The sequence below is a fragment of the Stenotrophomonas rhizophila genome (assembly GCF_020857975.1).
GTDB lineage: Bacteria > Pseudomonadota > Gammaproteobacteria > Xanthomonadales > Xanthomonadaceae > Stenotrophomonas > Stenotrophomonas rhizophila_C.
Genome location: NZ_JACWUO010000009.1, coordinates 91,113 through 113,399 on the forward strand (window position 1 = coordinate 91,113; position 22,287 = coordinate 113,399).

Genomic DNA, 22,287 nt, shown 5'->3' on the forward strand with positions numbered 1-22,287 from the left:
GGCGCGGCCGCCGGTCGCCGGATTGATCCCGTCGGTGCAAGGGGCCTGCATGGAAGCGGCATGCGCGCCCGGCTGGGCGGCAGGCTCACCTCCGCTGTGGGTCGCCCGCCGGGTGATGCTGCGAACGCGCCGCGAAATAGCGGGTGGGCGACAGCCCAAGCGCCTTCTTGAACATCGTGATGAAGGCAGTGACCGACTCGTAGCCCAGGCTTTCGGACACCCGCTGGACCGGAGCGCCACCGGCAAGCTCGCGGATGGCGACGAGCAGGTGGAGCTGTTGCCGCCACCGGCCAAAGGACAGGCCGGTTTCGTGGGCGATCAGGCGCGTCAACGTCCGTTCCCCCAGCGCCAAGCGCCTGGCCCACTGGGTGATGGTGCTGCGGTCGGCCGGATTGGCCGACAGCGCATCGGCCAGCGCCCGCACCTTCGGGTGATGGCTGATCGGCAGGTACACCCGCTCGGCCGGCATCTGTACCAGTTCGTCCAGCAGCACGCGCGCAAGCCGATCGGTATGCCCGCCGCGCGGATAGTCGAGCGGGGCGTCGGCCAGGTGCAGGATCATTTCCCGCACCATCGGCGACATGGACAGCGTGACGCAGTGCCGCGGCAGCGCCGCCGCGCCGGGTTCGACGAACAGATAGCACAGGCGTGCGTTGGCGGTGGCGCGGTTGCTGTGCGGCATGCCGCCGGGAATCCATACCCCGCACTGCGGTGGAACGATCCACAGGGCGCGTTCGACCTGGCAGGTCACGGCCCCGTGCAGGGCCAGGATCAACTGCCCCTTGCGGTGCTCGTGGACCGGGATCTCGGCGTCGTGGTCGGCCACCTGCAGCCGGCTGGCAACCGCCGGCCGATCGGTCTGGTCCGGGTCCAGGTCGAAGCCGGGGAGCACGATGCGGGTCACTCGTCTGGCCTGTTTTAGCGAGAGATTGGCATTCTAGCGAAATTCGGCAGGCGCGGCGTTCAATACGATGAGCCCATGCAAACGCCGGCGCCTCCCATCCGTTCCTTCCTCCCGTCGCTGCCCACGCTGCTGAAGGCACCGGTGCTGAAGGCCGACCGGGAAGCCGTGTTGTTCTCCCTCAAGTGCCTGGCCGCCGCCCTGCTCGGGCTGTATCTGTCGTTGCGGATCGGCCTGACCCGCCCGTTCTGGGTGATCGGCACCGTCTACCTGGTGTCCCAGCCGCTGTCCGGGGCAACGCTGAGCCGTGGCCTGTACCGTCTGCTGGGAACGATCGGCGGTGCGGTCGCCACGGTGCTGCTGGTGCCGCGCCTGGCCAACGCGCCGCTGGTGCTGAGCGTGGCGCTGGCGGCCTGGATGGGGCTGTGCCTGTACCTGGCAATGCTCGACCGGACCCCGCGTTCCTACGCCTTTCTTCTGGCCGGGTACACCACCAGCCTGATCGGGTTCCCCAGCGTGATGGTGCCCGGTGACGTCTTCAGCATCGCCATCACCCGCGTGCAGGAAATATCCATCGGCATCCTTGCCGCCACGCTGGTCCATGGGCTGGTCCTTCCGCGCCGGGTCTGGCACCGCGTCCAGGCGCGTGTCGCGGCGATCCTGTCCGATGCCGAGCGCTGGACGCAGGATATGCATGCCGGTGCCGGGGACGCAGTGCTGGCCGAGGACCGCGCCAAGGCGGCGGTGGACCTGCTGGAGCTGCACACGCTTTCCATCCACCTGCGCTTCGACAGTGCCCATGGCCCGGCCCAGGCAGCGCTGCTGCGCGCGCTGCATGAGCGGATGCTCGCGGTGCTGATGCTGTCCAGTGCCGTGGACGATTCGCTGGCAGAACTGCGCGCAGCCGAACACGGCCCGCCATCCCACGCCACGGCCGACCCGAGCGGTTGGCGCGAACTGCTGCAGGCCAATCTGGCCGCGGACCTTTCCGCGCTGGACGCCGCGCACCGCGATTGCCGCGTGCTGGAAGACCAGCTGCGCACCGACAGCGCGAACTGGCGGCGGCCGATTGCAGCGGAAAAGGCGCACGGCCACGTCCTGCACCGCGATCACCGCCTTGCCCTGCGCGCTGCCTTCGGTGCCTTCATCGGCATCGTGCTGAGCTGCGCGGCGTGGATTGCCACGGCCTGGTCCGACGGTGCGACGGCGGTGTCCATCATTGGCACGGCGTGCGTACTGTTTGGAACCATCGAGGCCCCTGGCGGCCAGCTCATGCGCTATCTGGCCGGCTCGTCCATCGGCGTAGCGGTCGGGCTGCTCTATGGCGTGGTGGTGTTCCCGGCGCTGTCCGATTTCATGGGCCTGGCCACCGCCCTGGCGCCGGTGCTGCTGGTATGCGGTTCGTTGCTGGCGCGCCCGCCTTTGATGATGGTCGCATTGGGAGTGGTGCTTACCTTCCCGCTGATCGCCGGCCTGGGCGCAACCAATGCCATCCATATCGCAGGCGCCCTCAACAGCAGCGTGGCGCTGTTCGTGGGTACCGCCGCGGCGCTGTGCAGCATGCGCCTGTTCCAGACCCTCGATGCCGATCGCAGCCGTGCCAGGCTGCTGGGTTCGATCAGGCATGAGATCGCGCGCCGCGTTTCCGGGCGCGGGCCGATCACCAGCGACTGGCTGAGCCGCATGCTGGACCGGCTCGGGCTGCTTGCCCCGCGCCTGAGCGGCCGGCCAGGCGCAGCCCACACCCTGCGGACGATGTTTGCCGACATGCGCGCGGCAAGCACGGTGGCCGCGCTGCGTGCGCTGGGTCCGGGCCTGGTGGGGCATGGTGCCCGCGCCTGCCACGCCGGGTTGATCGACGCGGTGGTGGTCCATTTCCGTACCCGTGCCATTCCCCGGCAGGGCCCGGACAGGCGCCTGCTGGACGCGCTTGAGCGCATGCGCGAGGCGGCCATCGCGGGCCGGGAGCCCGAAGCCAAACGCCTGCTCTCGCTGCTCGCAGACCTGCGCCGCGACCTGCTGGCGCCGCTGATCGCCCACGGGAACTGATGCGATGGTTGCCGATCTTTCCATCGATGGCGTTCTTGTTCCCGGCCTGCTGGCGGTGGCGCTGGTCGCGCTGGCGCTGACATTGATCGCCTCCGGGCTGCTGGCACGTCTTGGCCTGTACCGGTTCTTCGCCTATCGGCCGCTGGTGGGCCTGTCGCTGTTCGTGATCCTGGTGGAGTTGCTTGTGCGGCTCGTCCCCCTGCTTGAGAAAATGAAATGAAGCACATGCTTGCTGTCATCGGGCGTTGGAGCGCCACGCTTGGCGTGTTCGCCATCGCCGTCATCGCGGCCCTGTCGGTCTGGAGCAGATACGAACGGCAGCCGTGGACACGCGATGGCCGGGTGCGCGCCGATGTGGTGCGCGTTGCCTCGGACATGGGCGGGTTGGTTACCCGGGTACTGGTGCACGACAACCAGCAGGTGAAAGCCGGCCAGCTGCTGCTGTTGCTGGACCAGCCACGCTCGGCCGCCGCGCTGGAAAAAGCCGACGCCGCGGTGCGCAGCGCGCATGCCACGCTCGACCTGGCCCGCCGCGAATCGAAACGGGACAACGCCCTGGGCGACCTGGTCGCCTCCGAAACCCGCGAGCGTAACGCCGCCAGGGTCGATACCGAGCGGGCGGGCCTGGCGCAGGCACATGCGGAGCGGCGGGTAGCGCTGTTGAACCTGCAGCGGACCGAGGTGCGCGCCACCACCGACGGCATCGTGACCAACCTGGACCTGCACACCGGCGACTTCCTGCAGCCCGGCGCACAGGCCATGGCCCTGATCGATACCGGCAGCCTTAGGGTCGAAGGTTACTTTGAGGAAACTAGGCTCAACTGCATCAGCGAAGGCGACGTCGCCGTGGCCCGGCTGATGGGTGATGGCCGCCAGCTGCGCGGGCATGTGGAGAGCATCGCCGCCGGTATCGCCGACGACCAGCGCGCGAGCACCCACAACCTGCTGCCCGCCGTAACGCCGACCTATACGTGGGTGCGGCTGGCGCAACGCATTCCGGTCCGCATCCGCATCGATGATGTCCCTCCGGGAACCCGGCTCATCGTCGGCAGGACCGCGAGCGTGACCATTACCCCGCGTGCGCCGGAGGCCTGCGAATGACCGGCAGGGTTTCCCGCTTGAGCGCGATGGCGATGGCGATGATGCTGGCGCTGGCCGGCTGCGTGTCCGGCCCGGACTACCAGCTTCCGGCCAGCGCGGTTGCCGCCGCCCCGCAGGCCCGGCGTGCGTTCGTCTCGGGCCAGGAGGCGGCGTTCACGCTGGCCGCGCCACCGGACCGCTGGTGGCAGCTGTACAACGATCCCCGCCTCGACGCCTACGTCGCCGAAGCGCTGCGGGCCAACACCGACCTGCGCACCGCAGACGCCAATCTCCGGCGTGCCTCGGCGATGGTGCGCCAGTACCGTGCGCAGGGGACGATAGGCACCGACGCGGACGCGTCTGCCACGCTGTCCCATGCCGGGAACTACACGCCGCCCGCGTCCTCGCCACAGGCGTATGCGCTCGGCATCAACCTGTCCTATCCGCTGGACCTGGCCGGCGGCATCCGCCGCGGCATCGAAGCGGCCAGCGCCGACGCGCAGGCGGTTGCAGCGGCCCGCGACCATCTCCGGGTGACCGTCGCTGCGGCGGTCACCCGCGCCTATGTCGGTACCTGTTCGGCCAACCTGACCCTGGCGGCCGTGCAGCGGGTGCTGGATACCCAGCGCGCCACGCTGGATGCCACCCACCGGCTCGCGGCAGGCGGGCGCGGGACCGCATTCGACGTCAGCCGGGCCCGGGCCGCGGTCAACCGAAGCGCGGCCGCGATACCGCACCTGGTTGCCGAGCGGCAGGCGGCCTTGTTCGAACTGGCCGCGCTGATGGGGCGGCTGCCGGCGGACTACCCGCCGGACGTGGCCGGTTGCCAGCAGCCGCCTGCCCTGCGCCAGACCATCCCGGTCGGCGATGGCTGGCAGCTGATCCAGCGCCGCCCGGACATCCGCGCGGCCGAGCGCCGCCTGGCCGCTGCCACCGCAACGATCGGGGTGGCAACCGCCGCGCTCTATCCGCAGGTGAGCATCGGTGCATCGGCAGGCGTGGCCAACCCGCTGCGGCAGGGCCTGTCGGCAAATGCCTTCGGCGCAAGCATCGGCCCATTGCTGTCATGGCGTTGGCCCAATCGCAGGGTGGCCAAGGCACGTATCGATGCGGCCGGCGCCGACGCCGATGCCGCATTGGCCTCGTTCGACGGCGCGGTGCTGCAGGCCCTGCGGCAGGCCGAAACCGCGCTTTCGGCCTATTCCCGTGAGGTGGACCGCGAAGGCAGCCTTGCCCGGGCACGCGACGATGCGGCCCGCGCCAGCGGCCAGGCGGGGCAACTGTATCGGTTCGGCAGGATCGGCTTCATCGATGTGCTGTCCGCCGAGGCCGCCCTGGCCGACGCCGAATCAACGCTGGCCGCGTCGCGCGCGCAGTTGATCGACCGCCAGGTGGATCTGTTCCTGGCGCTCGGCGGTGGCTGGTCGGAGGACGGCCAGGCCGAAGCGCGTCGATAGCGCGATCCAGCTCCGCTACCTGCTGTGCGCGCAGAAGGGCTCAAGCTTTCTGCTGCCCGCCGTCCCTGCTGGCCAGATAGTGCTCCCCCCAGGACTTCATTGCTTCCAGCGTAGGCGCCAGCGTGGTGCCCAGCGCTGTCAACGTGTATTCCACGCGTGGTGGAACTTCTGCGAACACTTCGCGCCGGACGATGCCGCTTGCTTCAAGCTCGCGCAGCTGCAAGGTCAACGAGCGCTGGGTCACTCCGCCGATCAGCTTTCGCAGTTCCCCAAACCGTTTGGTGCCGCTCAGCAAGTAGTGAACGATCAACGGTTTCCACTTGCCACCGGCGATGTCGACGGTGATTTCCACGGCACATCGGTACTCGGAAGGCGCGCTACGGGGCATGACTGCTCCAATGGGATACTTTGTATCCCTATATATACAAAGTGTGCCTGGTTGTAAAACGGATGCTTGCCTCTGATAGTGCTGGCCCGGAGGGAGTCCCTTCGCAATCAGAGAGAAAGCCCATGAAAGCTGCGTACTACGACCGCCAAGGCCCGGCCGATGAGGTGCTTTGTGTCGCCGAGCTGCCGATCCCGCAACCCGGACCAGGCGAAGTTCGGGTTCGGGTGCACATGTCCGGGCTGAATCCCACCGACCTCAAGGCCCGCACCGGGTTCTCTTCGCCGATGCCGTTTCCACGCATCATTCCCCACCAGGACGGGGCAGGTGTCATCGATGCGGTTGGCGACGCGGAAGCGGTGGGCCGTGTTGGGCAGCGGGTCTGGATCTATGAGGCCCAGTACGGCAGGGCGAGCGGGACGGCAGCAGCGTTCGTGGTGGTGCCGTCAGGGCACGCCGTGCCGCTGCCTGACGATGTCTCCTTCGAGGTGGGTGCATCCCTGGGCATCCCGGCACTGACAGCCCATCGCTGCCTCTTCGCCGATGGCGACATCGACGGCCGAAGGGTGTTGGTGCACGGTGGTGCGGGCGTGGTCGGCACCGCCGCCATCCTGCTGGCAAAGTGGGCGGGAGCCTGGGTCGTGGCCACGGTCATGAATCCCGAACAGGCAATCATTGCCCGGGCGGCCGGAGCCGATCTGGTGCTGGACCGCCTGAACGACGATGTCGCCGGCGCGATCCACGCGCATACCGGGAATGCAGGCGTGGACCGCATCGTAGACGTCAATGTGAAGGCAAACCTCGATCTTGACCTCGCATGCCTCGCCTCCGGTGGAGTTATCAGCGCTTATGCAACAGCACAGGCAACCGATGCGCTTTCACTGCCGCTGTTGCGTGCGATGGTGCACGGATGCGTGCTCCGCTTCGTATACATCTATTCGGTCCCTCAAGAAGCGAAAGACAACGCGATCAGGGACATCAACGCGTGCCTTGCCAGCGGCGCCTATGTGCCCCATTTCGGCTTGACGGTGGCTCTGGAAAGGATCGCTGAAGCGCACCTGGCACTTGAGGCGGGATCTGTCACGGGTAAAGTTCTCATTGCCATATGAGCGAAGCGCTCGCTGGTGCATAAGCGAGTCCGCTATTGGCCGTTAACGGACCCCGGGGCTCTCACGACGCTTGGGCTGGTGCTAACGTCCGCTATCGACCCAAAGCGGACATTAGCAATGGGAACTTGGGGACTTATGGATACTCTCGTCGTAAAGGCGATCCAACGTTATGGGGATTCGGCTGAGGTCACATTGGACAGTGGCAAGGGCGAGATCATCGCCTTCAGCCATCCGTGCGACCTTTCGGTCGGGCAAGTCGTGCCGAACCTCTTGCACGGCATGACTGAACATGTGGCAGCCGCATACCTTTCGGATTGGCCGGAAAGCCTGAAGTCCGAGCGCTCAATCGAGCGTCTTGACCGGATTGAGGGTTTCGCCTATCGAGGATGTGGCCGAGTCGCGGATCAGGCGGCCGGGCTAGTCGAGGTTCTCGGGTTTGTGCTTGAACTTGGCGATCTGCCGTGCACAGGCTTTGTGGAATTCGAGTGCATGCGACTCGACGTCCCGGATGCTTGACTGCTCGAACGTCCGCTTCTGGCCGGAAGCGGCCCTCAATCCACGCCGGCGAGGATAGGGGCATCCGGCGGGACATCTCGCCCCACTCCCCTGAGACGAGGCGTCAGCCGGTCCGCTGTTCTCGTGGCTGCCGTCCCCATGCGCCCAGCATCAGAACCCTGATAGCGATGGTGACCTCATGCAGGACAATCAGCCCACCTTCTGGTAGCCGGGGAGGGGGGGAAATGCCGACGTCAGAAATCGCCCCGCCAGTTTGGACGCCTGCCTGACCCTGAGGACGCCATGACCCGAAGCGGGCATACTCCCGGACGCCGATTCCAGTTAGAACCGTCCGCTTCCTCCAGGGTATCCGCGCCCCATGCTAGCGTCCTACGTGCTGTTCTTCTTCGCCGGCCTGGGCGCCTTCAATGGGGTGGCCCTGTCGGTATATCTGCTGTTGCGTCAACCCGTTCGCCCGGCGCAGCGTTGGCTGGCGGCGCTGGTGCTGATGCTGAGCCTGCGGACCGGAAAGTCCGTGCTGTTCTACTTCTGGCCCGACATCTCCAAGCTGGTCCTGCAGATTGGCCTGACCGCCTGTTTCCTTATCGGCATCTGCCTGGTCGGCTTCGTGCGCGCCTGGCTCGATCCTGATCGCCGACAGACCCGGCACGATCCGCTGGTCGCGCTCGGCCTGCTCGTGCTCGCGACCGTGTTCGGTCTCGCTTACCCCTACACCGATAACGTACGTCTGTGGGCCGGGCCGGTCTGGGCTTTCATCCAGGCCGGTTGGCTGGCGTGTCTGCTGGTGGCCGCGGTGCTGTTCCTGCACGCCGCCCGGCAAGGTCGCGCCGATGGGGCGCCCGGCGCACTGACCCGTGCCCATGTCGCCTCGGTGATCGCGGGCGTAGCGGTGATCTGGCTGGCCTACGCCACGGCCGGGTTGACGTCCTACATCGTCGGCGCGCTGTCGTTCTCGCTGGTGTTGTACCTGAGCGTCAGCGTGGCGCTTGCCCTGCGCACGCCTCGCCCCGCCGCCGAGCCCTACCGTGACCGCAAGATCGCGCAGACCGAAGCCGACGCGGCGTTGCGCGCCCTGAACGCGTTGATGGTCGACGAGGGTCTGTACAAGGATGCTGGTTTGACCCTGGCCAAACTGGCGAGGCGTCTCAACATGCCCCCGGCACGGCTGTCGCAGCTGCTCAACGACAACCACAAGACCGCGTTCAAGCCGTACCTGGCCCAGGTCCGGGTCGAGGCAGCCAAACAGGTGCTGCGCGCCCAGACGGCGGTATCGATGGAAGAGGTGGCGGAGGCCTCCGGATTCCTGTCCACCTCCACCTTCTACAGGTGCTTCAGCAAGGTGGAGGGAACGACCCCCGGCGCATGGCGGCAGGCCCAGTTACGCCTGCACGGGGCCTCCTGAAACGCGTTTTGGCAGTCGCAAAACACGCTTTACCGTATTGATCCAAAAGGGAATTTGACAGAGTTCGGGGCACACATCCATCGGAGCCCCGTCCCATGTCAGAACCCCTTTGCAAGCCGGCTGGCGCCGGCGTGACTTCGCTGCCAGCCCGTCTCATCAGAGGGGTCGCGATCGCCTGCGTCGCGCTGCTGTGCGGTGCAACGGCGCATGCCGATCCGGTCAGCGATGGACGTGAGGTCTCCGCCGTCATCCAGGACTACCTGCACGGCAGTTCCTACAACCAGCCCGAACAGCTCAGGCGCGCCTTCCACCCGGATGCGCGCCTGTACCTGAGCCAGGGAGCCGATGGCATGCGCGAGGTCGGCATCGCCGAGTACGCCGGGTGGTTCAGCAAGCGCCCGGGACAGTTCAACGGCCGTATCGGTCGCCTGCTCGGCGTCCAGGTCGACGGCAACATCGCGACCGCCAAGGCGGAGATTCTGGTCGGCAAGGACCAGGCCCGCTTCGTCGATCTGTTCCTGCTGAAGAAGCTGGGCGGGCAGTGGCAGGTCATCAGCAAGACTGCGACCCGCGAATCGGCGCCCGCCCACGGCCGCCAGGTGCTGTTGGTGGTATCGAATACAGACACCATGCCCGGCACCCGCCTCAGCGCCGGCAACAGCTTTTCCGAATTGATCCACGCCTATGCCGGCTTCCGTGAGGCCGGCTACGGCGTGCAGTTCGTCAGCCCCGAAGGCGGTGCAGTGCCGCTGGCCTACATCGATACCCGCAATGCCGAGCACAAGGCGATGATCTACGACGGCGATTTCATGTGGGCGCTGGCCAATACGCGCCGGCCCGACCAGGTGAACGCCGGCGACTACGCCGCGCTGATGTATATCGGTGGCAGCGCCGCAATGTACGGCGTTGCCGAGAACCCCGGCCTGCAAGCGCTGGCGGTGCGCATCTACGAGCAGCAGGGCGGTGTCGTCTCGGCGGTGTGTCACGGCAGTGCCGGGCTGGTGAACCTGACCTTGTCCGATGGCTCGGCGCTGGTCGGCGGCAAGCGTGTCACCGGCTATCCCGATGCGTTCGAGGACAGGGGGGCGGCCTACTACAAGACGTTTCCGTTCTCGATCGAACAACGCCTGCGGAGCAGCAAGGGCCGCTTCCACCATGGGGCCCGCGGCACATCGCATGTGGAAGCCGATGGCCGGCTGATTACCGGCATGAACTGGGAATCCACCCGTGGCGTGGTGGCTGCGATCGTTCGACAGCTGGAGGCCGCCGGCGACAGTGTGCGCGGAACTGTGTCCGGCTCGGACAAGGGCGACAGCCCACTTGATTCGAGCCAAACCCACCTGATCGTGCGCTGAGATCTGCCGTCCGGCCCGATTCAGGGATTGGGCGCCAGTGGAGGCGTTGATGCCGCTCTCAAAGCATGCTGGCCGGCGATGTCTCCCGGGTTGGGTGCCCGGTGCAGGGCTGGGCGTTTGCCGTCAGTTCCAGGGCTTCCACCACGGGCGCTTCTTGACGGTGGACCTGGCGACGGCCTCGGCGGCTCCGGTGCCTACCCGCTTCCGCTTCTGCTCCAGGGTTTCTGCCAAGTAGCGGATGTACATATCCTGGTGTTCGGGGAAACGCTGCTTTCCTTCTTCAAATACCTGCTGCGCTTCCTCCAGCCTGCCCAGCCTCAGCAGGCATTCGCCACGAGAGAAGAATGCCGAATTTCCGTCCGGATTGACCTGGAGCGAGTCTTCGAAGCCGCTCAACGCGGTGGCGTAGTCGCCAAGTTCCATATGCAGGAAGGCGCGATTGTCGATGGCTTCAAAGAAGAGCGGGAACAGCTCGATCGCCTGGGTGTAGGCGTCGATCGCCTCCAGCTTCATACCGTCGTTGTCCAGGGCAAGCGCGGCCTGATAGTGCGCATTTGCCTGCGCGACAAGTGCATCTCCATCCTGCTGGGTCACCTCCAGATAGCGCCGGAAGTCGGTCATCCTCAGGTACTCGATGAAGCCGACCATGTCGTCGTCTTCAACGGGCGAGGTGCACAGCACCTCCCAACCCTCGGCGAACCCGGCTGCGCTGATGGGGCCGTGGCAGCCGTGATCGTCCGGGGAGCGGAACGACTCTGCTGTCGGCATCTGGGCAGTTGGCTGGAACACCAGGCAATGCAGCGTGTCGTCCTCATCCGGCCAGGCGTCCACGGCCAGAATCTTCACCGCCATCCAATCGCCATCCTGACGCCGCGAGACCAATACGTCGCCTACCGCGAAACCGCGCTTCACTTCCATGCCCAGTGCCCCTTTGGTACCCGTCCCGGCAGAGGCGCCCAGCGTGCGTCCTCCAAGCGCCACAGGTCAACACGGGTGCCATGGATTGCCTTTCGCGCCCCGCTGGCGCCGGCTGACATGCCAGCGAGCCTGCCGTTGCGGAAATTCCGGTGGGGTGGAGCGCGGCAGCCGTGGCACAGCCCGACCCGTGCGACAGGCGGCAGGTACCGGCCAGGCCGGTCGGTGTTATTGCGGTGCGGCGTCGGCAGCGGTGGCTGCCAGCGTCTGGCGCGCGCGCTTGGCGCGGCGATGGTTGATCCACCACACGATCCCGGGCAGCCCGTACAGCAGGGCCCCGACCAGCAGGAAGATTTTGAATGCGGTGCTCATTGCGGTGCCTCGGCGGCTGCGGCTGGCCTGTGCGCTGGAGGGCAACCCGCCTGCTCCCCCGGCAACGGCACCAGTTCAGCATCAAGCCCGTGAAGCCACCGTCCACCCCACCGGCATCACGGACTTCCCGGGGCCGATAAATGCGCTGTGCCCGCGCCGCCGAAGTGGCCGCCGCGCCGTCATCGTGCCGTCGTCTGCGGCCGTTACAACGGGCGCTGTGCGCAGCGTGGCGCGGTGGCCGATGCAGATACGGCCCTCAAGTCCGGCCGCGGTCGGCCGATACCGATGCGTCCTTCCGTCTGGAGTGCGTGATGTCGGCCATCCCCCGCCGCCTGTCCCTGCTGGCCGCCCACTTCGGTGGCCGGCGTGTTTCCCTGCCCGATCCCCGTCACGGATGGGCGATGCTGCAGCGCCTGAGCGTGGCGCGCAAGCTCAAGGCCTGCCTGGTGGTGTGCGGGTTCGGCCTGGTCAGCGTGGCCGTGGTCCATGCCTGGACCGGCCACAACAGCGCGCGTGCCGCCGCTACCTATGCCGCGCACCAGCAGCAGGCCGCGACGGCGGCGGCGCTGGCCACCCAGGTTGCCGAGGCGCGGCGCCTGCAGACCCGCTATGCCATCAGCTTCGCCGATGCCGACCGCGCGGCGCTGCAGCAGGCCCAGCAACGCCTGCAGGCGACGCTGGCGCAGCTGCGGGCGCAGCGCCACGACGCCGGTGCCGCCGGCGCATTGAACGCATTGGCTGCGCGCACCGGCGAATTCGCCGAGGGCATTGCCGCGCTGAACGCGCGTGCCGATGAAATGGGCCGTGGCGATGCCGGCCTGCGCGCGCAGCTCGATGCCGCCGCCGAGGCCGTCCAGCAGCCGCTGGACGCCGCCGCGCGCCCGGCGTTGGCGGCGCAGTGGCAGGCGATGCGACGCCAGGAAGCCTTGTTGCTGCTGACCGGCGATGCGGCGCACGCCGACCGTGCCAGCGAGGCCAAGCTGCCGTTCGAGCTGACGCTGTCCGGCGCCGGCCTGCCTCTTCCCGCACAGGACCAGCTGCCGGCGCGGATGGACGATTATCAGGGCGCCTTGCTGGCCTATACCGCCGCGCGGGTCGGGCTGGACGTGGAGGCGCAGGCACTGGCCGACACCGCCGCGCAGATCACCCCGGCGCTGCAGCAGCTGCAGCGCGCCCAGGCCGGGGCGCTGCAGCAGGCACGCCGCCACCAGCAGGCGCAGGCGCGGGCGATGGGCGTGGTGTTCGCGCTGACCCTGCTGGTGGTGGCGCTGGTGCTGATCGCCAGCCTGGTGCTGGTGCTGCGCGCAGTGCGCCAGCCGATCGCCGACACCCTGCGCTTTGCCGAGGACATCGCCGAGGACAGGTTGGACACGCAGCTGACCGTGCACAACCCGCACGATGAGATCGGCCAGCTGGCCCAGCGCCTGGTGCACATGCAGCAGCGCCTGCGCGAACGTATCCAGGCCGAACGCGCGGCCGCGCGCGACAACGCGCAGGCCCGCCAGGCGCTGGACAGCGCGCAGACCGGGCTGATGGTACTGGACCCGGACGGCCGTATCGCCCTGCTCAACCGCGCGCTGCTGGCCGAACTGGCCATCGATGCGGTGCAGTGGCGCGGGCAGCCGGCGTCGGCGCTGCACCCGGTGTTCACCCGGCTGGCGCGGGCACTGCACAGCGCCGATGCCAGCGACCATGAGATCGAGCACGCCGGCACGCGTTACCAGCTGGTGATCAACCCGATCGTCGATGACGGCCAATGGCTCGGCGCGGCGGTGGAATGGCGCAGCCGCGCGCTGGAAACCACGGTGGAAACCGAAGTGGCCGCGCTGGTCGACGCGGCCGCGCATGGCGACCTGCACGGCCGCATCGTGGTGGATGGCAAGCAGGGCTTCGTGCATACCCTGGCGGTGAGCATCAACGGCCTGCTGGATACCTTCCAGGACAATCTGTCCGGCTTGCAGGCGGTGCTGTCGGCGCTGGCGCACGGCGACCTGCGGGTGCGCATGCAGGGCCGGTTCCAGGGCGTGTTCGCGCAGCTGCGCGACGATGCCAATGCCAGCGTGCAGCAGCTGACCGACATCGTCGCGCGCATCCAGCAGGCCTCGGCCGCGATCAATGGCGCGGCCGGCGAGATCGTGGCCGGCAACGCCGACCTGGCCGAACGTACCGAACGCCAGGCCGCGCACCTGGAGGAAACCGCCGCGTCGATGGAGCAGCTGACCGCCACCGTGCGCCACAACGCCGAGGCCGCCCAGCAGGCCAACCAGTTGGCCATCGACGCCACCGGCATCGCCCGCCAGGGCGGCGCCTCGGTGGCGCAGGTGGCGGCCAGCATGCACGACATCGCGCAATCCTCGCGCCGTATCGGCGACATCACCGCGGTCATCGACGGCATTGCCTTCCAGACCAACATCCTGGCATTGAACGCGGCGGTGGAGGCAGCGCGCGCCGGTGAGCAGGGCCGCAGTTTCGCGGTGGTGGCCAGCGAGGTGCGGCTGCTGGCCCAGCGCAGTGCCGACGCGGCACGGCAGATCAAGGGCCTGATCGAGGATTCGGTCGGCACGGTCGCTGCCGGCACCCGCCAGGTCGACCAGGCCGGTGCCACCATGGCCCGCATCGTCGGCAGCGTGCAGCAGGTAAGCACGATCATGGCCGGCATTTCCGCCGCGTCCCAGCAACAGAGCACCGGCATCGAACAGGTGGGCCAGACCCTGCTGCAGATGGACGGCAGCACCCAGCAGAACGCGGCGATGGTGGAAGAGGCATCGGCCTCGGCGCAGGCCATGCAGCGCCAGGCGGCGCAGTTGCGCGCCGCGGTGGCTGCGTTCGTGCTGGAAGCGCCGGGCGCCGGGCGCCGCCGCTGCCGCCGGGCTGGCGCGCGCCGGGTAGCGGGGCCGGTACGCCACCGTTGCGCGGCCTTCACTGGCCGCGTGCGGTGGACGCCACTATCCTGCGCGGATGAGTACCCGAAACAAGACCGGCGCCCGCGCCGATGCATCCGGCTATGTCCGCGTCCGTGGCGCGCGCGAGCACAACCTGCGCGATGTGGACGTGGACATCCCGCGCGATGCGCTGGTGGTGTTCTCGGGCATCTCCGGGTCCGGCAAGTCGTCGCTGGCGTTCGGCACGCTGTATGCCGAGGCGCAGCGGCGCTACCTGGAATCGCTGTCGCCGTACGCGCGGCGCCTGATCGACCAGGTCGGGGTGCCGGACGTGGATGCGATCGAGGGCCTGCCGCCGGCGGTGGCCCTGCAGCAGCAGCGCGGCACCGCCAGCGTGCGTTCCAGCGTGGGCAGCGTGACCACGCTGTCCAGCCTGTTGCGCATGCTGTATTCGCGGGCCGGCACCTATCCGGCCGACCAGCCGATGCTGTACGCCGAGGACTTCTCGCCCAATACCCCGCAGGGCGCCTGCCCGAACTGCCACGGGCTGGGCCATGTGTATGAGGTGACCGAGCAGTCGATGGTGCCCGACCCGTCGCTGAGCATCCGCGAGCGGGCCATCGCCGCCTGGCCGCCGGCCTGGCACGGGCAGAACCAGCGCGACATCCTGGTCACGCTCGGCTACGACGTGGACATTCCCTGGCGCGAGCTGCCGAAGAAGCAGCGCGACTGGATCCTGTTCACCGACGAACAACCGGTGGTGCCGGTGTATGCCGGCTTCACCCCGGCGCAGACCCGCGCCGCGCTGCGCCGCAAGCAGGAGCCCAGCTACATGGGCACCTTCAGCGGGGCGCGCCGCTACGTGCTGCATACCTTCGCCAGCACCCAGAGCGCGATGATGAAAAAGCGCGTGGCCCGCTACATGGTCGGCACCGCGTGCCCGGTTTGCGACGGCAAGCGGCTCAAGCGCGAGGCCTTGTCGGTGACCTTCGCCGGGCACGATATCGGCGCGCTGTCGCAGCTGTCGCTCAGTGCCATGGCCGAGGTGCTGCGCCCGGCCGCCGACGGCCATTTCCAGGCGCCGGCCACGGCGGCGCCGCGCAGCCGCGCCTCCGGGCGCAAGGCCGATGCGGTGCGGGTCGCCGCCGGTGGCCACCGGCATGCCGGCGGCAGCGACGTGCGCCGCACGCCGGACCTGTCCGCCGAAAAACGCATCGCCGCCCAGCGCATCGCCGGCGACCTGGTCGAACGCATCGGCACGCTGCAGGCGCTGGGCCTGGGCTATCTGTCAATGGACCGCACCACCCCGACGCTGTCGCCGGGCGAGCTGCAGCGGCTGCGGCTGGCCACGCAGATCCGCTCCAGCCTGTTCGGCGTGGTGTATGTGCTCGACGAGCCCACCGCCGGGCTGCATCCGGCCGATGGGCAGGCGCTGTACCGCGCGCTGGACCAGCTCAAGGCGGCCGGCAATACGCTGTTCGTGGTGGAGCACGACCTGGACATGCTGCGCCGTGCCGACTGGCTGGTCGATGTCGGCCCCGGCGCCGGCCAGCACGGCGGGCAGGTGCTCTACAGCGGGCCGCCGGAAGGGCTGCGCACGGTCAAGGCATCGCTGACCGCGCCGTACCTGTTCGGCAGCGGCCGCGGGCAACGGCGCACGCCGCGCACGCCGGCAGGCTGGCTGGAACTGCGTGGCATCCACCGCAACAACCTGCACGGGCTGGACGCGCGGTTTCCGTTGGGCGCGTTCACCGCGGTCACCGGGGTGTCCGGCTCGGGCAAGTCCAGCCTGGTCAGCCAGGCGCTGGTGGAGCTGGTGGGTGCGCACCTGGGCCATGAGCCGGTGGCCGATGAGGTCGACGGCGAGCTGCCGGTGCCCAGCCGCATCGCGCCTACCCGCGGCCGCCTGCACGTCGGCGCCGGCGCGATCAGGCGCCTGGTCAACGTCGACCAGAAACCGATCGGGCGCACCCCGCGTTCCAACCTGGCCACCTATACCGGGTTGTTCGATCACGTACGCACGTTGTTCGCCGCTACGCCAATGGCGAAGAGTCGCCGCTACAGCGCCGGGCGCTTCTCGTTCAATGTCGCCCAGGGCCGTTGCGCCACCTGCGAGGGCGAGGGTTTTGTGCATGTGGAACTGCTGTTCATGCCCAGCGTGTACGCGCCGTGCCCGACCTGCCACGGCCAGCGCTACAACGCCAAGACCCTGGAGGTGTCGTGGAAGGGCCACAACATCGCCCAGGTGCTGGCGATGACGGTGGACGAGGCGTTGCTGCTGTTTGCCGACCAGCCACCGGTGCAGCGCGTGCTGCAGCTGCTGCACGATATCGGCCTGGGTTACCTGCGGCTGGGCCAGCCGGCCACCGAACTGTCCGGCGGCGAAGCGCAGCGGATCAAGCTGGCCACCGAACTGCAGCGCAGCCAGCGCGGCAGCAGCCTGTACGTGCTGGATGAGCCGACCACCGGCCTGCATCCGGCCGACGTGGACAAGCTGATGGCGCAACTGCACGGGCTGGTCGATGCCGGCAACACAGTGGTGGTGGTCGAGCACGACCTGCGCGTGGTGGCCGATGCGGACTGGGTGATCGATGTCGGCCCCGGTGCGGGCGAGCAGGGCGGCGCTATCGTGGCTGCCGGTACGCCGGCGCAGGTCAGCCGTGCCAAGGGCAGCGCCACCGCCGCCTTCCTGCGGCGGTGGTTTGAATGAAGCCGCCGCAACGCCACCGGTCGCCGCCCCTCAGTGCGCGGCCCAGGCCTCGATCTCACCGGGCCCGAATGGCCCCAGCTTCTGCTTGAGGATGCGCCCGTCGGCGCCGACCAGTACCGAATACGGCAACAGGCCCTGGGTATTGCCCAGCCGCACGCTGGCATCGGCCGGGCCGGGGGTATCCAGCACGATCGGGTAGCCCACCGGTACCCGGGCCAGGAAATCGCGGACGCCGTCGCGGCTGTCCAGCGCCAGCCCCAGCACCTGCACGCCGTCGGCCGGTTGCGTGGCGGCGAAGGCGGCCAGGGCCGGCATCTCCTCCACGCACGGGCCGCACCAGCTGGCCCATACATTGATCAGCAGCGGGCGGCCGCCGAAACCTGCCAGCGCCACCGGCGTGCCGTCGAGGTCGGGCAGGGTGATCGCCGGCAGCGCATCGCCGGGCCGCGCGGCGGCCACGGCCGGGCGCGGTGGCGGCAGGGGCGCGGCCGCAGGCACGCTACGGTTGAAGAACCACGCGCCGGCCGCCGCGCCCAGCAGCGCCGCCAGCACGCCCACCACCACCGTCGGGCGCGGCGGCCAGCGGCTCATCGGGCGGTGCGCAGCAGGGCTTCTTCGACGATCGCCTGGGTCAGCACGGTCGGCAGCACGGTCGGCGGGGCGCCGGGGCCGTACACCACGTACAGCGGCACGCCGACTGCCTTGTGTTCTTCCAGGAACGCGGTGATGTCTGGGTCGACATTGGTGTAGTCGCCGCGCATGTACACCGCGTTGGTCCGGCGCAGGGTGTCGTGGAACGCGTTGGTGCCCAGCACCGCGCGTTCGTTGGCCTTGCAGGTCACGCACCAGTCGGCGGTCATGTTGACGAACACCACCCGGTTGTCCTGGCGCAGCCGGTCCAGCAGCGGCGGCGCGTAGGCCACCACGTTGTCGCTGGTCGCCGCCGCCGCCCTGGCCGGCGGCGGCAGGCGGGTCACGCCCCACACCGGGACCAGCGAGGCGATCAGCAGCAGCATGGCCAGTGCGCCGGCCACGCGCTGGCTGCGCCAGCGGCTGCGTTCGAACCACCACAACGCCAGTGCCAGCACTACCAGGCCGCCCAGCACCAGGGTCATCGCGTCCACGCCGCGCTGCTTGCCCAGCACCCACAACAGCCAGATCGCCGTGGCATACATCGGGAAGGCCAGCACGTGCTTGAGGGTTTCCATCCAGGCACCGGGGCGCGGCAGGCGCTTGGCCAGTGAGGGCACAAAGCCGATCAGCAGGAACGGCAGCGCCAGGCCCAGGCCCAGCACCAGGAACACCAGCATCGCCGGCAGCGGCGGTGCGGTGAACGCATAGGCCAGTGGCAGGCCCATGAACGGCGCCACGCACGGGCTGGCCACCACGCAGGCCAGCACGCCGGTGAAGAAATCGCCGACCGGGCCGCTGCGTGCGGCCAGCGACTGGCCGACCCCGCCCAGGCTGCCGCCCAGGGTGAACAGCCCGGACAGGCTCAGGCCGACGGCGAACATCAGGTACACCAGCGCGGCGATGAACCACGGGTGCTGCAGCTGGAAGCCCCAGCCTGCGGCCTGGCCGGCCGCGCGCAGGGCCAGCACCAGCGCGCCGATGCCGGCAAAGGCCACCAGCACGCCGGCGGTGTACCACAGCGCATGGCTGCGCGCGCGCTGGCGGCTTTCGCCACTCTGCGCCACGCCCAGCACCTTCAGCGACAGGATCGGCAGCACGCACGGCATCAGGTTGAGGATCAGGCCGCCGGCCAGGGCCAGCAGCAGCGCGGCCAGCAGGGTAGTGGGCGCGGCACCGTTGCCGGGCGGGCGGGTGCGCTGGGCGTTGTCGGCGCTGGCGTCGGGGGTCGCGGCGTTGCCATCGGGCCCGGCCGCGGCGGGCTGGTTGGGGCGGATCAGCATCGGCTGGGTGGCGCCCCCGGCGGCCTCGCGCGCCTGTGCACGCTTGTCGCGGCCCGGCAGCGGCGCGATCACCTCGTTCCTGGCGGCGGCCTGGCCGGCGCTGGCGTTGACCGTGCCGGCCGGCAACGACAGCTGCACCCGGCGCGTCATCGGTGGGTAGCAGATGCCATCGGTCTGGCAGCCCTGGAAGGTGACCACCAGGGTGGTCTCGGCGGCGTCGGCCCGGCTGCGATGCAGCGGCAGCCTGACCTCGGCCTGGTCGAAGTAGACCGCCACCTCACCGAAGTGCTCGTCGCGGTGCGACTTGGCGGCCGGCCACTGCAGCTTGCCGGCGTCGATGCCGCTGGCGCCTTCCAGTTTCAACGAAGTGCGATCGCGGTACAGGTAATAGCCCGGGGCCGGCGTGAAGCGCAGCAGCACGGTGTTGCCGTTGGCGACGATCGCATCGAAGCCGAAGGCGCGTTCGGACGGCAGTGGCAGTGCCTGTGCATTGGCCGCGCCGGGCAGGCGCAGGCCACCGCCGGCATTGCCGGCCAGCGGATTGTTGAACGGCGAGGACGCAGCGCCCGCCAGCGGTGCCGGCGCCACCGCATCGCTGCCGCCGCTGCCGGCGGGCAGCTTGACCTGCACGCTGCGCTTCTGCGGCGGGTAGCACACCCCGGCATCGGCACAGCCCTGGTAGCGCACTTCCAGCGTCACCGTGTCGGTGCCATCGGCGGCCTTGCCCGGCAGCACCGCGGTCAGCCGCTCGCGGTAGGTTTCCACTTCACCGAAGAAATCGTCGTGGTGTTTCTTGCCGGCCGGCATCTGCAGCGCCTGGGCACTGAACCCGGCGGCAGGCTTGGCCGTGGTGCGGTGCCGATACAGGTAGTAGCCCGGCGCGATCTTCCAGCTGATCTCGATGCGGTCGCGGTCACGCGCCAGGGCGGTCAGCGCGAACGCCTCGTCCACCGGCAGCAGGTCCTTCTCGCTGACGGCCAGCGCCGGCAGGGACACCACGAGCAGCGCGCACAGCGCGGCAATACGACGGAACAGCGTCATCAATCAGTTTCCTCACGGGTCTGCGCCCGAATCCAATCCAGGTACGCCGGCAGCCCGGCGTGGGTTTCGACCGCGATGCACTCGGGGAGTTCATACGGATGCAGGGCCTGCACGCGCGCGATGGCCGCGTCCAGGCGGCCGCCGGTGGTCTTGATCAGCAGCTGGACCTCATGGTCCTCGTTGATCTCCCCGTGCCAGCGGTAAGTGGAGTGCGCCCCGTCCAGGCGGGTGACGCACGCCGCCAGGCGTTCCTCCACCAGTGCGTGCGCCAGCCGCGTGGCGGTGGCCGCGTCGGGGCAGGTGGTGAACAGCAGGAAGACGGGATCGACGGTCGACATGACCGCCGAGTATAGGTCCGTCGGGGCCGCAGGGTCCGGCCGGCGCCGCGATGGCGCCGGCCGGGTGGCTCAGTTGGCCAGCTGGCAGGTGGCCGGCCTGGCCGAGGTGAACAGGCCGGGGGTGCCCCATTCGGGGTGGTCGATGAACGGGTTGCGGTTGCCCTGGAAGCTGTAGATCACTTCATTGCGGGCGCGTTCGGCCGCATCCGGCGGATCGGACAGATGCCAGTCGATCAGGGTCGACAGCAGCCCCATGTAGGCCGGCGAGGCGGAGGTCTTGACGATCTTGCTGCGGTCGTCGGTCAGTTCCAGGTCCGGCTCGGACTGGCCGGTCCTGGCGTCCTTGCCGCCTTCGTAGCGGATGGCCATGTACAGCACCGCCCGTGCCATGTCGCCCTTGCGATGGCCCCACACCTGGAAGCTGCCGGTGTTGCCGTCGGGGGTGCGCACCCAGTTGGAATTGCCCGGGTAGCCGCCACTGCCGCCGCCGAAGCCGTTGTTGGCCTCGGTGACGCGCTCGCCGCAGTTGCTGTCGCACTTGGCGAACGGCTTGTTGCCGCGCTCGGCGTTCCATTGCGCATCGGTCAGGTACAGCATGTGGGTGTCGGTGTACGGGGCGTACGGCAGGCCCTTGTCGCCGGTGGTGCTGGCAAAGCCCAGCGAGTTCGGCCAGGTGTGCTCGCGGTTGTAGGTCAGCCCGCTGCCGGTGCCGGCGCGGTCGGCCACCTTGGTGTAGCTGCGGTTGCGGTAGGCATCCAGGATACGGCCGCTGTTGCTGGGATCCTCGTCGGCGATCTCCAGGATGGTCCAGGTGCTGGTCCCCGTGCCGCTGTACGGGTAGGCGGTGTGGCCCTTGATGGTTTCGTGCAGCGAGCAGCGCAGCTGGCTGGGCGAGCTGGTATTGACCCGCGAGTAGTAGCTGCCCGGATCCGGGTCCGGCCCGGTGCCGCCGCTGGCCACGGTGAAGGCGATGCGGGTATCGGCGGCCGGATGGGCGCCCTGCGCATCGGTGACCCGACTGGCGCGGACGTCGAAACGGCACGCTTCGCCGGCGACCAGCGCGGTGTTGGTCGACAGGGTGAAGCGGGTTCCGCTGCTGGCGTGGGTCAGCGGCACGCTGCCGGACTGGCCGCAGCTCAGGACGAAGGCGCCGCTGGCCAGGGTGACGGTTTCGCTGAAGGTGACGTCCAGGTCGGCCGCGGCCGGGAAGGTGCTGGCGCCCTGTTCGGGGGTGGTGGTGCGTACCGAGGGCGGGGTGTTGGGGCCGGTGCCGCCGCTACCGCTGAAGCTCTGGCCGGCGTTGCAGGCACCGAAGGTCTGCGCCGCCGAGGCGGCCCAGCTGAAGTGGGTGTACTGGCTGCCGCTGCCGGTGAGCTGCAGGGAGGTGCCCGGGGCGGTGCCGTTGCTCTCGCTGACCGGGATGTTCTGGCTGGTCAGCCCGGCGGCCGGGCCGCCGGCGGCGGTGATGGTGCCTTCGTAACTGATGAACTGGATGACCTTGCCGCTGCCATCGACCAGTGCGATGCCGTCGTTGGCGCCGTTCTGCAGGCCGTTGCTGGGGTAGGTGAGCGTGGCCAAGGTGGCCTTGCCGCAGCTGGCGGCGGTGCCGGCCGGGACCGGGTTGTTGGCGTATACGGTGGCCGCCGACGGGGTGCTGCCGTTGTACAGGTACAGCCGATAGCTGCTGAGGTCCTCACCGGCCGTGGCGACGACTTCGATCGCCTCGCCGACGTCGCCGGCGGCGGTGTTGTCGTCGTAATGCAGTTCATTGATGAATACGTCTGCCTGGGCAGCGCCGGCGGTCAATGCCAGCAGGCACCCCAGGGACAGCGGTGTGAGCAACCTCATCTACGTCTCCTTGT

The 22,287-nt window shown here is 68.9% G+C and carries 17 protein-coding genes and 1 pseudogene; 10 read left to right on the top strand and 8 right to left on the bottom strand.

Features of this window, described 5'->3' with window-relative positions; all coding sequences use genetic code 11:
* Positions 1-85: 85 nt before the first annotated feature.
* Positions 86-904, bottom strand: coding sequence for an AraC family transcriptional regulator (locus IC535_RS10780; protein ID WP_228885957.1), 819 nt, complete (start codon positions 902-904; stop codon positions 86-88).
* A gap of 75 nt (positions 905-979) precedes the next feature.
* Between IC535_RS10780 and IC535_RS10785 the strand changes: the two genes are divergently transcribed.
* From IC535_RS10785 to IC535_RS10800, 4 genes are read left to right on the top strand one after another with little or no spacing between them, the layout of a single operon-like run.
* Positions 980-2,950, top strand: coding sequence for an FUSC family protein (locus IC535_RS10785; RefSeq protein WP_228885958.1), 1,971 nt, complete (start codon positions 980-982; stop codon positions 2,948-2,950).
* A 4-nt stretch (positions 2,951-2,954) separates the two neighbouring features.
* Positions 2,955-3,170: a DUF1656 domain-containing protein gene (locus tag IC535_RS10790; protein WP_228885959.1), complete on the top strand. Its 216-nt coding sequence runs from the start codon at positions 2,955-2,957 to the stop codon at positions 3,168-3,170.
* Positions 3,167-4,051, top strand: coding sequence for a biotin/lipoyl-binding protein (locus IC535_RS10795; RefSeq protein ID WP_306433082.1), 885 nt, complete (start codon positions 3,167-3,169; stop codon positions 4,049-4,051). The genes IC535_RS10790 and IC535_RS10795 overlap by 4 nt, the downstream gene beginning before the upstream one ends.
* Positions 4,048-5,487, top strand: coding sequence for an efflux transporter outer membrane subunit (locus tag IC535_RS10800; protein WP_228885961.1), 1,440 nt, complete (start codon positions 4,048-4,050; stop codon positions 5,485-5,487). Before IC535_RS10795 ends, IC535_RS10800 begins: the two co-directional genes overlap by 4 nt.
* Positions 5,488-5,527: 40 nt before the next feature.
* Here IC535_RS10800 and IC535_RS10805 read toward each other — a convergent pair whose 3' ends face one another.
* The gene (locus tag IC535_RS10805) at positions 5,528-5,839 is read right to left on the bottom strand and encodes a winged helix-turn-helix transcriptional regulator (RefSeq protein ID WP_324250478.1); all 312 of its coding nucleotides are present in this window, start codon (positions 5,837-5,839) and stop codon (positions 5,528-5,530) included.
* Positions 5,840-5,997: 158 nt separating this feature from the next.
* On the opposite strand from IC535_RS10805, the gene IC535_RS10810 reads away from it, so the two are divergent.
* The 4 genes from IC535_RS10810 to IC535_RS10825 all read left to right on the top strand — a co-directional run bounded on the left by IC535_RS10810 (position 5,998) and on the right by IC535_RS10825 (position 10,254).
* Positions 5,998-6,981: an NADPH:quinone reductase gene (locus IC535_RS10810; protein WP_228885963.1), complete on the top strand. Its 984-nt coding sequence runs from the start codon at positions 5,998-6,000 to the stop codon at positions 6,979-6,981.
* Positions 6,982-7,116: 135 nt separating this feature from the next.
* The gene (locus IC535_RS10815) at positions 7,117-7,497 is read left to right on the top strand and encodes a hypothetical protein (RefSeq protein ID WP_228885964.1); all 381 of its coding nucleotides are present in this window, start codon (positions 7,117-7,119) and stop codon (positions 7,495-7,497) included.
* A gap of 373 nt (positions 7,498-7,870) precedes the next feature.
* Positions 7,871-8,899: a helix-turn-helix domain-containing protein gene (locus IC535_RS10820; RefSeq protein ID WP_228885965.1), complete on the top strand. Its 1,029-nt coding sequence runs from the start codon at positions 7,871-7,873 to the stop codon at positions 8,897-8,899.
* A 95-nt stretch (positions 8,900-8,994) separates the two neighbouring features.
* Positions 8,995-10,254, top strand: coding sequence for a nuclear transport factor 2 family protein (locus IC535_RS10825; protein ID WP_228885966.1), 1,260 nt, complete (start codon positions 8,995-8,997; stop codon positions 10,252-10,254).
* A 123-nt stretch (positions 10,255-10,377) separates the two neighbouring features.
* On the opposite strand, the gene IC535_RS10830 is transcribed toward IC535_RS10825, so the two are convergent.
* Both IC535_RS10830 and IC535_RS10835 read right to left on the bottom strand, forming a co-directional pair.
* Positions 10,378-11,172: a tetratricopeptide repeat protein gene (locus tag IC535_RS10830; protein WP_228885967.1), complete on the bottom strand. Its 795-nt coding sequence runs from the start codon at positions 11,170-11,172 to the stop codon at positions 10,378-10,380.
* A gap of 225 nt (positions 11,173-11,397) precedes the next feature.
* Positions 11,398-11,541, bottom strand: coding sequence for a hypothetical protein (locus IC535_RS10835; RefSeq protein ID WP_228885968.1), 144 nt, complete (start codon positions 11,539-11,541; stop codon positions 11,398-11,400).
* Positions 11,542-11,852: 311 nt separating this feature from the next.
* On the opposite strand from IC535_RS10835, the pseudogene IC535_RS18805 reads away from it, so the two are divergent.
* Both IC535_RS18805 and IC535_RS10850 read left to right on the top strand, forming a co-directional pair.
* Positions 11,853-14,390, top strand: a pseudogene (locus IC535_RS18805) (methyl-accepting chemotaxis protein); the annotation flags it as partial.
* A gap of 109 nt (positions 14,391-14,499) precedes the next feature.
* The gene (locus IC535_RS10850) at positions 14,500-17,133 is read left to right on the top strand and encodes an excinuclease ABC subunit UvrA (RefSeq protein WP_228885969.1); all 2,634 of its coding nucleotides are present in this window, start codon (positions 14,500-14,502) and stop codon (positions 17,131-17,133) included.
* Between the two features lie 30 nt (positions 17,134-17,163).
* Here the strand turns inward: IC535_RS10850 and IC535_RS10855 are convergent, their stop codons facing one another.
* From IC535_RS10855 to IC535_RS10870, 4 genes are all read right to left on the bottom strand, one after another.
* Positions 17,164-17,724 carry a TlpA family protein disulfide reductase gene (locus IC535_RS10855; protein ID WP_228885970.1) on the bottom strand — a complete coding sequence of 187 codons (561 nt, stop codon included), beginning with the start codon at positions 17,722-17,724 and terminating at the stop codon, positions 17,164-17,166.
* Positions 17,721-20,087: a protein-disulfide reductase DsbD domain-containing protein gene (locus IC535_RS10860; protein WP_228885971.1), complete on the bottom strand. Its 2,367-nt coding sequence runs from the start codon at positions 20,085-20,087 to the stop codon at positions 17,721-17,723. Before IC535_RS10860 ends, IC535_RS10855 begins: the two co-directional genes overlap by 4 nt.
* On the bottom strand, positions 20,087-20,425 hold the full coding sequence (gene cutA / locus IC535_RS10865; RefSeq protein WP_228885972.1) for a divalent-cation tolerance protein CutA: 339 nt from the start codon (positions 20,423-20,425) through the stop codon (positions 20,087-20,089). The genes IC535_RS10860 and cutA overlap by 1 nt, the downstream gene beginning before the upstream one ends.
* A gap of 69 nt (positions 20,426-20,494) precedes the next feature.
* Positions 20,495-22,273, bottom strand: a complete 1,779-nt coding sequence (locus IC535_RS10870; RefSeq protein ID WP_228885973.1) for an endonuclease — start codon at positions 22,271-22,273, stop codon at positions 20,495-20,497.
* Between the last annotated feature and the right edge of the window lie 14 nt (positions 22,274-22,287).